Here is a 13891-nt window from a genome sequence, read left to right as displayed (position 1 = left end):
TAGCAGTCCAAGCACACGGTACCTGACAAGCAGATGCAACGAGATAGTCAGGAAAGACACCATGCACCCGGGAATACCCTCATGGATTCAAACACGTTAGCCCCTGAATCGGATGTGGAAAACATAGACGAGCTCAAGTACTCGCGCACGATTGCGGACCTGCCCGGCCCCAAGGGTCAACCATTTTTCGGCAACCTGCTGCAGGTGGGTGGACATCAGTTGCACCTGACACTCGCGAAATGGATTCGTGAGTTCGGACCGATCTATCGCCTCAATATCCTGGGCCGCCCGCTCGTGATCGTCTCGGATCGCACCGCTGTCGGCAGCTTGCTGAAAGAACGTCCCGATGGCTTCAGGCGAACCAGAAACCTCAAGACGATCATGGGCGAACTGAACATCAAGGGCGTCATTACCGCGGAGGGCGATGACTGGCGAAAGCAGCGCAAGCTGGTCATGGGAGGACTGAATGCCGAGGTGGTGCGCAACTTCTTCCCTACGATGACATTCATGACCGAACGGATGCTCACGCGCTGGAAGGCTGCGGTGGCGGACGGCAAGCCCGTCGATCTGCGTCGCGACCTGAAAGCTCTGGCGCTCGATATTGTCGTGGGTATCGCGATGGGGCATGACATCGATGCGGTCAACGACGACGACAATCAGTTGCAACGCAATATCGACAACCTGTTCCGGCGACTGGGCAGTCGTAACGCCGCGCTGATTCCTTACTGGCGCTATCTCAAGCTTCCGGTGGATCGTGCAGCCGATAAGTCCGCGGTCGAGGTCGAGCAGGCCGTCGTTGAATTCGTCAGGAACACGCGCGAGCTTATGAAGCAGCAGCCACACCTGCGGCAAAAGCCCACCAATATGCTGCAGGCGATGATCGCCGCAAGCGACAACCCCGAATCGAACTTCACCGATCAGGATCTCATCGAGAATGCCACCCTCAGTGTCATTGGCGGCGAAGATACGACGGCCAACTCCATCGCGTGGATGATCAATCTGCTGGCACGGAATCCTGCTGCCGCTGCCGCCCTGACCAACGAAACCGATGCGGTGCTTGGTGCCGAACCGCTCGTGCGCGACTGGGAACTGATGAAGCAATTCCCGTATCTCGAGGCGGCACATAACGAGACCCAGCGGCTAAGGGCCGTCGCACCGTTTATCGGTCTCGGCAGCAATGCCGACTGTGTGGTCGCGGATACCTTTATCCCGAAGGATACGGCCATCATCGTATCCACCATCGGCGAGGGACTGGACGAAGCTCAGTTCCCGCAAAATGAGCAGTTCCTTCCGGAGCGCTGGATCTTCGAGCAAAAACCGCAGAGGGACGACGATCCTTCACGCAAGATTTTCCCGTTCGGCGGCGGTGCACGCCTGTGTCCCGGTCGCTTCCTTGCCCTGACGGAAATCAAGGTAGTGGTATCGATGATCATGCATAACTTCGAACTGGAACTGGATGCCGACGCACCGCCGGTCGAGCAGCTCATGAACTTCTTCATGGGTCCCAGCGCGGTACCCGTGCGACTCAAGCTTCGTGTCTGACCATCGCTCCACACCCATGACGTCGCATCCCGAGGGGGCATCGCATTGAATCGGAATAGGGTTGGCTTCGATTTTCGAATAGCCAGGAAAATCCTGAACGTCTCGATTCCATTAATGGGCTCGATGGTCGGGAACCTGCTCATGCTGCTCGTCGATCGAATTTGCCTGGCGAGGTACTCGAACGACACCCTGGCAGCTTCCGGACCGGCCATCTATACCGCGATGGCGATCGTCGCTTTCTTTACCTCGGCGGTTGGATTCTCAAGGTCGTGCGTCGCGCAGGCATACGGGCGATCCGGACAGGGCGAGGCGGCTTATCAGGCTGCCATCGGGATATTCGTCGGCGCCGCACTCGTCGTTATCCTGCTGCTGATGGCACCGCTGATCGAGATGATTCCATTCCTGAGCAACCGCCCTCCGGGCATTACCCACCTGGAGTCGCAGTTCCTGTACTGGTCGTGCTATTTCGGTAGCGTGATGACATTCAATATGTCGCTTTCGTCGTACTTCAACGGCATTGGCAGAACCCGCATCACCCTGATCGCCGGACTGATCGGACAGGCCGTGGACATCGTCATGACCATCGGACTGGTGTTCGGCAAGTTCGGATTGCCCGAGCTTGGCATGCGGGGCTCGGCTATCGGAACACTGTTCGGCACGCTTGCGATTCTGGCTTGCTATCTGTCTTTCATGCCCAGCGACGTATGGGTAAATGTGAAGAAACTTATCGTCAAACGAGGCGACCACATACTGGGCCAGATTCTCGCGCGCGTTAAAAAGGGTTTCACCATAGGCATCTCCGCCGGCATCGATAACCTCGGGAATGCCGCGTTTATCTGGATCATTGCCGGACTGGGATCGATTGCGCTTGCCGCCAACAACATCAACCTGACCGTGAACTACATCGGAATCATTCCCCTTATCGGACTGGGTATCGGGTGTAGCGTGTTGTGCGGGAAGGCTATCGGCGAAGGCGACTATCCGCAGATACCCCGGATTCTCTTCGTCACACTGACGATCGAGTTGATCTACGTCGTCGTGATTTCGTTTTTCCAGATAGCAACGCCCGAGATATTGCTGAGCCCATTCGGGCTGATGGGCAAGCCGGAGGAAATCAAAAGGGCATCGATCGCGACCTCACAGATACTGTGGACCTATTCGCTGGCGTTCACCTTCTCCATGACCGGAGCGGCAGTCATGGAAAGCTTCGGGCTGACGAGGTTCCTGTTTTTCACCCGATTTATTCTGATGTGGGCCATCAGTATTCCGACGATATACGTCGTGACGACCGGACATGTCGGAGATGCGAACTTCCTGCCAACGTGCTGGGTCATCGGATCGGTATTCGAGGCCATCATCGGCGCACTGTATTTCTGGCGGATATGGCTGGCGGTGAAGCATCGTCAGAACGACATCGTACTGGCGCACGCCGAGACTTGAGGAGGCCACCGTTATGCGAACGGAAGTGAAGCATCCCGGCCGCTGGTTCAGGTGCTTTGGCGCGAGCCCGGCCGCTCGTCGCCGCCTGATATGTTTCCATCATGCAGGCGGGGGCCCATCCTTGTTTCGGGAGTGGCACAAGTACTGTCCTCCGGATACCGAGGTATGGGCCGTGGCGATGCCGGGACGGGAAGCGCGCATAGCCGAGAAACCGGTAGACCAGATGCAGGCACTGGCGAACATGCTGGTGGAGGTGCTGCCTCTGGACCTGCCTTTTGCATTCTTCGGCCACAGCCTGGGTGCCGTGGTCGGTTTCGAGCTGGCCCGGCAACTGCACGAACACCGACGGACCGTTCCACAGCATCTTTTTGTCTCCGCATGTCCCGCACCGCAACTGTGCCGAAGGGACATCTCGCGCGCACAACTGAGCGATGCCGATTTGTTGCGGCTACTGGAAGGATTCGGTGGTACGCCGAAGGAAATTCTCGGGCACCGCGAGTATCTCGACATGGTGCTGTCGATACTTCGCGCGGATTTCAATCTTATCGACGACTATGTTGTACCGAATGGCTGCGACGTTCGCTTCCCGATGACGGCATATGCCGGGTCCCGCGATGTCCATGTTCATCCGGACAGGATGCTGGCCTGGGATCGGTGGGCTGCGCATGATCTGGTCTGTCAAAGGTTCGACGGCGATCACTTCTACCTTACCGAACATCGGGAAGCCCTCATCAACGACCTGTTCGGCAGATGGCTCGGCAACGATGTGTCGAAGGCTGCCCATAGTTACGCATGACAGATCCGGCACGAGTCGGTGACAGAAGTGGCCCGATTCCTGCGCTTATTGGCCCGATACCGGAAGCGGGAGACGCACGGCGCACTCTACGATTGGATGCATCTGCCTGGCGCAACACGCGCAATCGATCGCTTCCGGAAACCATGTGATCAATACCATGCACCGCGTAGGTAGCGGACCTCATCCCGTTATCGTCCTTCATGGCTGGTTTGGCGACTGCCGTTCTTTTTCCCCCATGGAAGAGGCGCTCAGTGTCGATGAGTTCACCTATGTCTTCATGGATTACCGTGGCTACGGAGGCATGCAATCCGTTGGCGGGAACTACAGCATGGATGAAATTGCGGCCGATACGCTAACGCTTGCAAACGATCTCGGATTCGACACGTTCAGCCTCATCGGTCACTCGATGGGAGGCATGGCGATCGAGCGCGTGGCGACGTTGGCTCCGGAGCGAGTACGCATGCTCGTTCCTGTCGCCCCGGTTCCGTCCTGCGGGGTAGCGTTCGACACGGTGCGCCGAACGCTGTTCGACGGAGCAGCCGAGCATGTCGACAACCGTCGAGCGATCATCGATCGAAGTACAGGCCAGCGTCTTTCACGCGCATGGGTAAACTGGAAGGCTGCATACTCGGTGGAACACTCCGCCACGCCAGCGTTCGCCGGGTATCTGAATGCATGGAGCAATACGAATTTCAGCGCGGAAGTCAAAGGACAGCCGCATAAAGTCAAAGTGCTGATAGGCGAACACGATCCGACATTCCACGCGGACTTGATGCGCTCCACGTATCTGGCCTGGTATCCGCAAGCGGAACTGGAAGTACTTGCCAATGCGGGACATTATCCGATGAATGAAGTGCCGCTCACACTGGCAACCAGTATCGAGCGGTTCCTTCGACAGGCCTGACGAGCCCGACACTTGAAGTTGCCCGTGAACTCTGAAAGCATCGGGCGCACAGCACAACCTCACGAAGGCGGCCTCCGATGGTAGACCTGTCACGCCTTACGATCAGCCCGCCGCTTACGCCATCCATCGCGATCGCGTGCGGCGTGCTCGGATTGTTTCTCGCATGCGCGTCCGCTTCGGCACAGAGCGTCGCCGCCCCGGCGTCCGCAACGTGCGGCACCTCCGCAGACCCCGCTCAGGTGGTCAATGTGCAACTGGCGGCCTATAACGCCCACGATATCGATGCTTTCGCCGCCTGCTATGCACCCGATGTCAGCATCTACGACCTCACCGGGAAAAACCCCGTTCATCACGGCATCGCCGAGCTGAAGAAGACCTACGCATTCCTGAAAACGATGCCCACTGCGTTTCGCGCGGAGATTGTCACGCGGATCGTCAACGGTCCCATCGTCGTTGACCACGAGCGCATCCTCGGCCTGCCCGCGGACAAGGGCACACCGGAGGCCATCGCGATTTACGAAGTGCGCGAAGGAAAAATCCTCAATGTGTGGTTTCCACCCAAGAAATAGCTGGCGAGCGTTCGGGTAGCGACGGTGCGATCAACGGCGGGTCGCGAGTACACCGTCCAGCGCCAACTGCGCTTTGAAGCCGGCCTTCTCCAGTCGTTTGGCGACTTCGCGCGGAACATCGCGACCGCTGGTGAGTTTGTTCGGGCTGCCGGTGTAATGGAACAAACGACCGCCGCGGCGTAGTACGCGCGCGAGTTGCTCGTAGAACGCCAGGGAATAAAGCTCGCCGGCGATGCCGAAGCGCGGCGGATCGTGCAGCAGCGCATCCATCGAAGCGTCGGCCATCTGCATGATCGCCTGCGATACGTCGCCATGAGTGACCCGCAGGCGACCGCCGGCGTCGGACGCCTGCGGGTCAGGGGACCACGGATTGAGCGTCCGCAACCACAGCACATCCGCATTCTTCTCGAACGACTGAATACTTCCAACGCCAGCCTCCAGGCAGCAGGCAGCGAAGTAACCCAGACCGCCACAGGTATCGAGTACCGCCTTATCGCGCGGCTCGACGAGTGCCACCTTGCGCCGCGCGTCGTCAACCGGCGATTCCTTCGAGGTAGGCAGCATCTTGATGCCGTCGATCTCGAAGGTGGGCGCACCCCATGGCGTGGGTACCAGCTTGATCAGCGATCCGGAAAAGCGCGACACCGGCTCGTAGGTGTCGCCGTCCCGGTAATAGATCGTGCGATCTTTCAGCGCGGGTGGATACGGATAGCTCTGGTCCCGCCACTGCCAGGCATCTGGTTGCAGCGTAACGTTGCCATTCGAGCGGCCAAGATCCAGCGAGCCGGTCCATTCGCTCGCACCCGCGTCGCGTGCTGTCAGCAGTGCCTCGGCGATCGGGCGCGTGAGCAGGGGGCCGGAATAGTGGGACACGACGAAACTCTCCTCACACCGCGGATATCCAGCGGTAACCAACAAACGGGCCGCAATCGTAGGGGAAAAAGAGGTTCTTCGCGCACTTTGGGGCGGGCTCGGCTTCGCCATCGCTTTGGCGCTCGGACGTTACGGGAGAGCCGTCGGCCACCGCCCTCGACGCTCCGTCTCCACCGTCGCTCGGGAAGGGATAGCCGCTGCGCGGCTGGTGTTCTATGGCTGCGCCCCGTCGCGCCCGCGCGGCGGGCGGGGGTTTTCGATTCGGCTCCTGCCTCAGCGAAAACGGCGGACCGTCCTGGTCCGCCCCCTTACGGGCCTTTTCCGCCCGCCGCGCTCGGTTCCGCAAGTCGCGTCGAGGGCGGTGGCCGACGGCTCTTCCGGAGGTTGCGGTTACGTGGGGGAAAGCAGCGTGTGACGCATGACCGGTGGTGACCGTATCTGGTCCCGTCCCATCACGTGCATCGGCTCGCGCTCTGCCCGCAGCAAACCGCCGTCGACGGTGCCGTGGCCGGGTTGGCTCTTGGGGCCGCCTTAGCCGAGGGCCGCGATACCTAGTGACGGAGCGAAGTGGCGCTACCGCCCGCTCCCGCAGGGACGGCGCCGAAGGCCCCAAGGGCCAACCCGGTCGCGGCTTCCCCGAGCCACGAGCGTGAGGCGACCAAGTCACGAATAACACGAGCCACCCAGCGAATGTCCTTATGCCACTCATCCCTGCCGGTGGGCACCTTTCCGTTCGCGAATCAGGGCATCCACCGCGGAGGCTGCGTTGACCTCGAGTACGCCATCGGACATCTTGCTGCTGCGCAGGAGCAGGTCGCGCGCCGTTTGGGCGTCCATATCGGGGGCAAGCGACAGCAGGAGTGCAAGGATGCCGCTCACGTGGGCGGCGGCGAGCGACGATCCGGAGGTGAAGTCGTAACTTCCGCCAGGCTGTGTCGTCAGGATGTCGTTGCCGGGTGCGCTGAGGACACCCGGCGGTGGCGCCGTCGCCGCGCCGGAGCGTACGACGATGACACCCGCCGCGCTATCGGGGAATCCGCGAACGTTGCCATCGGGCGGCAGTGCCGCAACCACGATGCGACCCTGATTCAACAGGTGCGTGAGCAGTTTGCCGAGCAACGGGTCCGCCGGACCGCCGAGGCTGAGGTTGACGATGCGTGCATCCGTGTCGTTGACCGCCGCGAGCGCCTTGGCCAGCGTGAAGGAGTTGCAACGCGCGGCACCGTGACCGTCGGCCGGATACCAGCACGCTTTGTAGAGGCTGAGTGTCGCCTTGGGCGCGATGCCGACCATGCCCTGATGGTTGTCGCCAACGGCGGCGATGACGCCCGCGATCTCGGTACCGTGCGCGTCGCGATTGAATGCGGCCGTGTCGTCGTCGACGGCGTCGTGGGTATCGTGGATGCGCGTTTGCAGGTCCGGATGGGTCAGGTCCGCGCCGGTGTCGACGATAGCGATATGCACGCCTTCGCCCTGGCTGACGTTGTGCGCGAGCGCGGCACTGGTTGCCACGAAGCCGCGTTGCAGGTCGGCGTAGGGGTCGTTGTAGTGGTGCGCCGCAGGCGTTTTCTCGTCCGTATAGACGGCATAGTCCTGCAGCGGCTGGGCGAGCTGTACGCGCTCGTCTTTCGTGAGCGTGGCGATCAGTTCGTCGCGATCCACACCGGGAGCCGGGGTCACCACGACGCAGTAAAGATCGAGGGCCTTGATGGGCCAGCCGGTGACCTCGTGCAGTCCGTAGTGTTGTTTCAGGTCGGCCAGCACGGTGACGGCGCGCTGGCCGGCGCCGTAGTGACCGGCCGGCGTGTAGCCCAGCACGCTGGAACCGGCATGCGTCGCCGCGGGCTCCAGCGGGTTGGCAACCGCCAATACGATGTCGCGCCGACTGTCCATGGACGCCACGCCGTTGCTCGCGGGGCGTGCCGTCGCGGCCCGGTCGTCGGGGCGCGTGGGCGTGCAGGCGGCAAGGGCGATCAGACAGGCCGCAAGGGCGAGGAAACGTCGCGTCATGGCGTACCGGCGACAGGCTCGGCGAAGCGGATGCCATGCGTGCCGCGCAGCAACCGCAAGGTCTGTTCCGGTGTCGATGCCGGGTCCGTCGCAACGACCGTATACGCGCCGACATCATTGGGACCGCCAACGACCTGCAGGTGCAGGCTGCGCAGCACGGCATCCCAGTCGGCCACTTTCATGGTCGTGTCGGGCACGACGTGGATCGCGCCCGCCGTAACCGGCGCAGCGGTCTGGCTGAGAGTGCGATATGCCGGGTTGGCTTCTTCCGACCAGAGCCGGATGCCGAGCGCGCCGAGGCCCACGGCCTGGAGCAGGACCGCGGCGACGAGCGCACGCGTGAACCAGCCGCCCGGGCGAGCGCGGACGGGTTCCTCCTGCGGTGCGTCCAGACGGGCGAGCAGACGTTTCAGTCCGACGTTGGCGTCGAGCGGGATATCCGAAGGCAACGACACGGCACGGCGCAAACGATCCTGTTGCGCGAATTCCGCGCGGCACGATTCGCAGGTCGACAGGTGGGCCATCAACTCTTCGTTCTGTTCTTGTGGGGCACTGTCGAGCAGCACCCAGGGCATCGCTTCCCAGGCACGGCTGCAATCCCTGCCGTTATCCGTCGGGAACGTCATGGCACGCTCTCCTTTGTGGTGGACACCTCTCCGGCAAGGCCGGGGAGGACGTTACGTAACTTCACCCGCGCGTGGAACAGCCGGGCCTTCACTGTGCCAACCGGACACTGCATGATGACGGCGACATCGTCGAGCGAATGCCCCACGCCGTAAACCAGTTCGATCACGACCCGCTGGTCGACCGAGAGGCGATCGAGTCCTTTGCCCAGCCAGTCGCGCAGTACACGATCGTCGTCGGGATCGTGGGAGGGAATGCGATCCTCCGGCAGGCTGTCTTCGTCGACCGGTTCGCTGCCGTGTTGGCGCAAGGCTTTCAGGCCGCAGCGATAGGCGATGCCCATGATCCAGGTCGATACCCGCGAGTCGCCATGGAAGCTGGCGGACTTTTGCCAGGCGATCCAGAAGCAGTCGTTGATGACTTCCTCGATGATGTCGGGCCGCCGGGTCAGTCGGGACAGGAAGCGGCACAGCCGGCCGTGGTAACTGCGATACAGGACGGTCAGGGCGACACGGTCGCCCGCCGACATGCGCTGCAGGAGCAACCGGTCGGTGGCGTCGGCGTCGTTCTCGGCGTCGTTCATGGGCTCGCGGGAACCGTGGGATGGAGCACGTAAGTACCCGATCGGGGCAAAAAGGTTGCCTGTGGAATCAAAAGGACCGTGCGATCGTCGCCGTCCATGGTGAGACGCCCGGTTGCCCGCGCCGTAACTCCTGGTCGCTCGCGATATGCGCCAGTTCTACTCGCCAGGGGCCGTTGGCCCATATCAGTCCTACCTGACCATACGCGTAGTGGGCGGACTCCGCATAGTAGGGATAGCGAGGCCGGACCAGCGTCTGGGCGATCCCCACCCCGGCGGACAGGGTCAGATGCGGTGCCAGGGGCCAGCGGAAGCCGATATCGGCCGCGCCGCGCGGGCCGTGATCCGCGCCGTGGAACAGCTGCGAACCCGACAGGCCGACGGTCAGGATATCGCGATAGATCCAGTTGACCGCCAGTTCCGCACGGTCGTAGACATGCCACGGTCCGTTGGACGGATAGCGGTAATAGATCGCGGCGGCCTGCATCTGCCAGTCGCTGGATACCGTCCAGGAGTGCGCCGCCTGGGCCAGCGTCTCGACGAAACGTCCCGGCGAGCGCAGCCGGGTACTGCCGGACAGGCCCAGCGACCACCCCGAGGGATAGTTCCAGGACACGGCGCCCTGCAAGATGGGCGTGGACGGCGTGATCGCCACGCCGCGATCGACCAGCTGCGAACTGATCGCCACCGTGCCGGTCGTGCCGACCGACTGGGCGTGCAATGGCGCCACGAAACCGAAGGTCAGCGCGAGCCATCCGAGTCCGGGACGACGGACGCGCGAACGCCTCGTCGTGGCGTGCCACCACGGCGAGGCGTTTCCCCTGTGCGGAAACCCGGGGCGATTGCGTAATATCACGTCGTCATTCGAAGGGTCGGTGATGAAGAGGGCTTCAGTGAAGAGTGCTCAGGTACGACAGCAGATCGTCCAGATCCTTGGCATCCGACAGGCCATCGTATTTCATCTTGGTGCCGGGATTGGCCTGCTTCGCCGGTTGCGACAGATAGGTGTGCAACTGGTCCGCGGACCAGACCCACGTGGTTTTGCGCAAGGCGTCGGAGTAGTTGTAGTCCGTCACGCTGCCCGCCTTGCGTCCCACGATGCCGAACAGGCTGGGGCCTTTTTTGTTGCGCCCTTCTTTGACGGCGTGGCATTCGGCGCATTCCGACTTGTAGACATCCGCTCCCGCGGCGGGATCGCCGGCCACGGCGAGGGGGGAGGCCATCATCCAGCCGGCGAAGAGGCCGGCGGCGGCAATGCGCCGCATGGATGGGCCCAGGAATAACTTACTCACACATGGACTCCCGTAGGGTTTCAGAACGCCAGGCTGGCGGAGACGGAGAACGCATTGAGGTCGCCCGCGCTGGTGGGAAGCGCACCGGGTGGGGCACCGAAGATGTTCGTGTAGCGACCGTTGAACCGGGTGAAGCGGAACCACGTTGCCGCGATCTTCAGATTCGCGATGGTCGTGTACGAGTCGTCCTTGCCGAAGGGCGCCCAGAACACCGTGATGAGGTTGCTGGTGGCGTTGGGATCGCCGTACGGCGTGTAGCGCACCGCGTCGCGCGGCCCCGTACTGAGCATGTGCGTCAGCACCACACCGTAGGTTTGCCTGAAGGTATAGGTCAGTGTCGCGGTCTGATCGTGCACGGTCGCGCGGCCCGGTGCGACGAAGCCATCCGGTCCGAGGAGCCGGGTACCGTAATGACGCCGCTCCATGATGTTGACGTAGCTCGCCTGGACGATGTGTTCCCGGTTGCCGAGGTATTGATAGGTCAGGTCGTAACCGAGATCGGTCAGGTCGTCGCTGGGTCCGGATCGGGGTAGCTGTCGTTTTGTCGTCAGCGCGACAACGCCCGCCGAGAAGAACTGCCGCTTCAGGTCCTTCATGTATGCGAAGCGGAAATACCCCGTATCCCCGAGCTTTCCGGGATCGCCGTTGATGTTGTAACCGAGGCGGTCCTGCTGCGATGTCGGCAGCGATTTGTACGTACCGACCTCGCCATACCAGACCGAATCGTAAAGACCGTAAACGCTGGCACCGATGACGCGATCGGTCAGCGTATTGGGGCTGGATGGATTGAGCAGCGTGCCCGTGACACCGGGCGGACCGATCAGCGCCGCGTTCGGCAGGGCGGCGATGGGGTCCTGGAAACCGGGGCTGTTGTTGACGCTCACGCCGAGCGTCAGGTCCTTGCCGCGCATCTTCAGTTCCCTGGCGACGAAGCGCAGGTCGACGTTGCTCAGCTTGGTGTTGTGCGTGTTGTGCCCGGTGTGGTCGGCCTCGATCTTGACGTAACCGCCGAGGTTGTCGGTGAGGCGTCCGGCCAGATACAGATCGCCTTCGGTCAGGTTGGTGGTGCTATTGCCGCGGGCGGGTGCCGTATGCGTTTCGGTGAGCTGCCCGGATACCGGCACCTTGAAACCCTTGCCATCCGTATCGGTGTAACCGTTGAGCTTGAAGCGCATGCCGTAAGGCGTCAGCTGCGGACCATAGGCACCGGCATGGCAATCCGCGCACGCGGATCCGGTCTGCCGGGCATAGGCAGGGATGGCGTGGGCGGCATGGCTGGCCATCAGCAGAAGCAGGGCGATGCCGCTCCACAGCGAGCGGTGTGTCGGCCGGCGCATCGCGAACCGGAGCAGGAAAGACGGCATGAAAACTCCTTGTGATCGATAGGGTGCGGCGATGGATGAAGGAGGCGCACCTTTCATGGGCGAGGTCCGGGCAACATCCTGCGGAGCACGCCGTCGCGCAGGACGAAGTGATGCCAGAGCGCGGCCGCGATATGCAGACAGACCAGACCGAGCAGCACCCACGCTGCGTCGAGGTGCCAGGCCTGCAATCTGTCCGCGAGATCTTCGTCCTCACCCACCAGCGCCGGCAGCGCGATGCCGAAGAAATGGACCGTGTTGCCCTGCGCACCGCTCAGTGCCCAGCCGAGCAGGGGCATGCCGAGGAGCAACGCGTACAAGGCCACGTGAGTCGAGGCAGCAAGCATGCGGACGAGCCGTGACGTATTGCCATCGTGCGGGAGCTTGCCGAGACGAAAGCGCACCGCGACGCGGACAACGAACAGAACCAATACGATCAGGCCCGCGTGGCGATGGCCTTCGAGCAGCCACGTGCGCAGCGCGCGACCGGAGACCTCATCGCGGGTAAGGATGAACGTGGCCGCCGCGACCACGGCGAGGACGGTAAGCCAGTGCAATGCCACCAGCCGGCGTGGATGCCTCGCTGTTGCGTCTTCCGGCGAAGTCGTTTTCTCCAGCGTCATACCGATTGCCCTTACGCGCTGCCAATCCCCGTGCCCGCCCGACGCATGTCCTGCGACGGTGAGGCGACCCAATGCGCATTGAGTGCCGGACTGGCGACAAAAGGTTGCATCCCCATCGATGCAACCTTTTACAAAACCAACGGCACTCAACCCCGTGAGACGTCCTCAATCACCTGCCTGGTCCCGAGCATGGAAATCGAACGCATACCGTTGCAGCCGCACGGCGATCACCGCGGCATGCTCGTTGCCCTGGAAGAGGAACGGAATGTCCCGTTCGAGATACGCCGCGTGTATTACCTGTTCGCCACGAAAGAGGGCGTGCATCGCGGACGACACGCGCATCGCCATCTCCACCAGCTGGCGGTCACCGTGCGCGGTTCCGTCACCTTCCTGCTCGACGACGGCACCGGACCGGTAGAGGTCGTGCTCGACGATCCGTCGCAAGGACTCCTGCTCGGCAGCATGGTCTGGCGCGAGCTATACGACTTCAGCGACGACTGCGTGCTGATGGTGCTCGCCGACCAGTACTACGACGCGACCGATTACATCACCGACTACGACGAATTCCTGCGCGAGGTCAACGGCTTCGCGTACGCGGAGGGCGGTGCGGCATGGCACGCCCGCTAGTCCTGATCGGCGCGGGCGAGTTCGCCATGATCGCCTGCGAATACTTCGAACACGACAGCGATCGCGACGTCGTCGCCTTCAGCGTCGAACGCGATTACATCGCGCAGCCGGTACTCGCCGGTCGACCCGTCGTCGCCTATGAGACGCTCGAGGTCGAATACCCGCCCGGCGACGTCGACCTGTTCGTCGCCATTCCGGCCAGCCAGCTCAATCGCCTGCGCACGCGTCTTTACCTCGATGCGAAACGGCGCGGCTACCGCTTCGCCACGTATGTCAGCTCGCGGGCGTTCGTCTGGCGCGGGGCCGACATCGGCGAAAACACCTTTATCTTCGAGGGCAACGTCATCCAGCCCTTCGTCCGTATCGGTGCGAACTGCATCCTCTGGAGCGGCAACCACGTGGGCCATCGCACCGTCGTGCGCGACCACGTCTTCGTCTCTTCGCACGCCGTGATCTCGGGCTACTGCGACATCGGCGAAAGCAGTTTCATCGGCGTGAACAGTACCTTCAACGATCATGTCAAGGTCGCCGCCGACAATCTCATCGGCGCGGGATCGCTGGTAACGCGCGATACGGAGCCGGGCCGGATCTACGTCGGCTCGCCAGCGCGTGCGGTGCCCGATAAATCAAGCTTCGACGTGAGGCTCTGA

The 13891-nt window shown here is 62.4% G+C and carries 15 protein-coding genes; 7 read left to right on the top strand and 8 right to left on the bottom strand.

Translation table 11 applies throughout. From position 1 onward, the window contains the following. Positions 1 to 81 precede the first annotated feature (81 nt). The 5 genes from AC3IR3_RS10745 (at position 82) to AC3IR3_RS10725 (ending at position 5251) form a co-directional block, all read left to right on the top strand. The gene (locus tag AC3IR3_RS10745; RefSeq protein WP_489191969.1) at positions 82 to 1542 is read left to right on the top strand and encodes a cytochrome P450; all 1461 of its coding nucleotides are present in this window, start codon (positions 82 to 84) and stop codon (positions 1540 to 1542) included. Positions 1543 to 1683: 141 nt separating this feature from the next. Then, complete coding sequence (locus AC3IR3_RS10740) at positions 1684 to 2982, top strand: MATE family efflux transporter (RefSeq protein ID WP_489196867.1); 1299 nt, start codon at positions 1684 to 1686, stop codon at positions 2980 to 2982. Positions 2983 to 3103: 121 nt separating this feature from the next. Then, a complete protein-coding gene (locus tag AC3IR3_RS10735; protein ID WP_489196866.1) occupies positions 3104 to 3778 on the top strand; it encodes a thioesterase II family protein in 675 nt (224 codons plus the stop codon). A 145-nt stretch (positions 3779 to 3923) separates the two neighbouring features. Then, a complete protein-coding gene (locus AC3IR3_RS10730; protein WP_489196865.1) occupies positions 3924 to 4682 on the top strand; it encodes an alpha/beta fold hydrolase in 759 nt (252 codons plus the stop codon). 77 nt (positions 4683 to 4759) lie between these two features. Beyond that, positions 4760 to 5251, top strand: coding sequence for a nuclear transport factor 2 family protein (locus AC3IR3_RS10725; RefSeq protein WP_489196864.1), 492 nt, complete (start codon positions 4760 to 4762; stop codon positions 5249 to 5251). A 30-nt stretch (positions 5252 to 5281) separates the two neighbouring features. On the opposite strand, the gene AC3IR3_RS10720 is transcribed toward AC3IR3_RS10725, so the two are convergent. The 8 genes from AC3IR3_RS10720 to AC3IR3_RS10685 form a co-directional block, all read right to left on the bottom strand. Further along, positions 5282 to 6124 (bottom strand): class I SAM-dependent methyltransferase, encoded by an 843-nt coding sequence (locus AC3IR3_RS10720; RefSeq protein WP_489196863.1) that lies wholly within the window; start codon positions 6122 to 6124, stop codon positions 5282 to 5284. Positions 6125 to 6829: 705 nt separating this feature from the next. Then, positions 6830 to 8134, bottom strand: a complete 1305-nt coding sequence (locus AC3IR3_RS10715; RefSeq protein ID WP_489196862.1) for a S8 family serine peptidase — start codon at positions 8132 to 8134, stop codon at positions 6830 to 6832. Continuing rightward, a complete protein-coding gene (locus tag AC3IR3_RS10710; RefSeq protein WP_489196861.1) occupies positions 8131 to 8760 on the bottom strand; it encodes an anti-sigma factor family protein in 630 nt (209 codons plus the stop codon). Before AC3IR3_RS10710 ends, AC3IR3_RS10715 begins: the two co-directional genes overlap by 4 nt. After that, positions 8757 to 9341, bottom strand: coding sequence for an RNA polymerase sigma factor (locus AC3IR3_RS10705; protein ID WP_489196860.1), 585 nt, complete (start codon positions 9339 to 9341; stop codon positions 8757 to 8759). The genes AC3IR3_RS10710 and AC3IR3_RS10705 overlap by 4 nt, the downstream gene beginning before the upstream one ends. A 67-nt stretch (positions 9342 to 9408) precedes the next feature. Beyond that, entirely contained in the window at positions 9409 to 10194 is a 786-nt protein-coding gene (locus tag AC3IR3_RS10700) for a TorF family putative porin (protein ID WP_489196859.1), read from the bottom strand. A gap of 34 nt (positions 10195 to 10228) precedes the next feature. Then, the gene (locus AC3IR3_RS10695) at positions 10229 to 10615 is read right to left on the bottom strand and encodes a c-type cytochrome (protein ID WP_489196912.1); all 387 of its coding nucleotides are present in this window, start codon (positions 10613 to 10615) and stop codon (positions 10229 to 10231) included. 35 nt (positions 10616 to 10650) lie between these two features. Then, positions 10651 to 11994, bottom strand: a complete 1344-nt coding sequence (locus tag AC3IR3_RS10690) for a cytochrome C (protein ID WP_489196858.1) — start codon at positions 11992 to 11994, stop codon at positions 10651 to 10653. Between the two features lie 53 nt (positions 11995 to 12047). Further along, complete coding sequence (locus tag AC3IR3_RS10685; protein ID WP_489196857.1) at positions 12048 to 12614, bottom strand: cytochrome b; 567 nt, start codon at positions 12612 to 12614, stop codon at positions 12048 to 12050. A gap of 189 nt (positions 12615 to 12803) precedes the next feature. Between AC3IR3_RS10685 and AC3IR3_RS10680 the strand changes: the two genes are divergently transcribed. Both AC3IR3_RS10680 and AC3IR3_RS10675 read left to right on the top strand, forming a co-directional pair. Continuing rightward, entirely contained in the window at positions 12804 to 13241 is a 438-nt protein-coding gene (locus tag AC3IR3_RS10680; protein WP_489196856.1) for a sugar 3,4-ketoisomerase, read from the top strand. Then, positions 13226 to 13891, top strand: coding sequence for an acetyltransferase (locus tag AC3IR3_RS10675; RefSeq protein ID WP_489196855.1), 666 nt, complete (start codon positions 13226 to 13228; stop codon positions 13889 to 13891). Before AC3IR3_RS10680 ends, AC3IR3_RS10675 begins: the two co-directional genes overlap by 16 nt.

This window comes from Luteibacter sp. GL_149 (assembly GCF_057834065.1).
This window is presented reverse-complemented; position numbering and strand designations above follow the sequence as displayed.

Coding starts and splice junctions, on each gene's coding strand:
- AC3IR3_RS10710 (WP_489196861.1), bottom strand. CDS start 8,760: ATGACGTTCCCGACGGATAACGGCAGGGATTGCAGCCGTGCCTGGGAA.
- AC3IR3_RS10725 (WP_489196864.1), top strand. CDS start 4,760: ATGGTAGACCTGTCACGCCTTACGATCAGCCCGCCGCTTACGCCATCC.
- AC3IR3_RS10675 (WP_489196855.1), top strand. CDS start 13,226: ATGGCACGCCCGCTAGTCCTGATCGGCGCGGGCGAGTTCGCCATGATC.
- AC3IR3_RS10685 (WP_489196857.1), bottom strand. CDS start 12,614: ATGACGCTGGAGAAAACGACTTCGCCGGAAGACGCAACAGCGAGGCAT.
- AC3IR3_RS10745 (WP_489191969.1), top strand. CDS start 82: ATGGATTCAAACACGTTAGCCCCTGAATCGGATGTGGAAAACATAGAC.
- AC3IR3_RS10680 (WP_489196856.1), top strand. CDS start 12,804: ATGGAAATCGAACGCATACCGTTGCAGCCGCACGGCGATCACCGCGGC.
- AC3IR3_RS10715 (WP_489196862.1), bottom strand. CDS start 8,134: ATGACGCGACGTTTCCTCGCCCTTGCGGCCTGTCTGATCGCCCTTGCC.
- AC3IR3_RS10705 (WP_489196860.1), bottom strand. CDS start 9,341: ATGAACGACGCCGAGAACGACGCCGACGCCACCGACCGGTTGCTCCTG.
- AC3IR3_RS10740 (WP_489196867.1), top strand. CDS start 1,684: ATGCTGCTCGTCGATCGAATTTGCCTGGCGAGGTACTCGAACGACACC.
- AC3IR3_RS10690 (WP_489196858.1), bottom strand. CDS start 11,994: ATGCCGTCTTTCCTGCTCCGGTTCGCGATGCGCCGGCCGACACACCGC.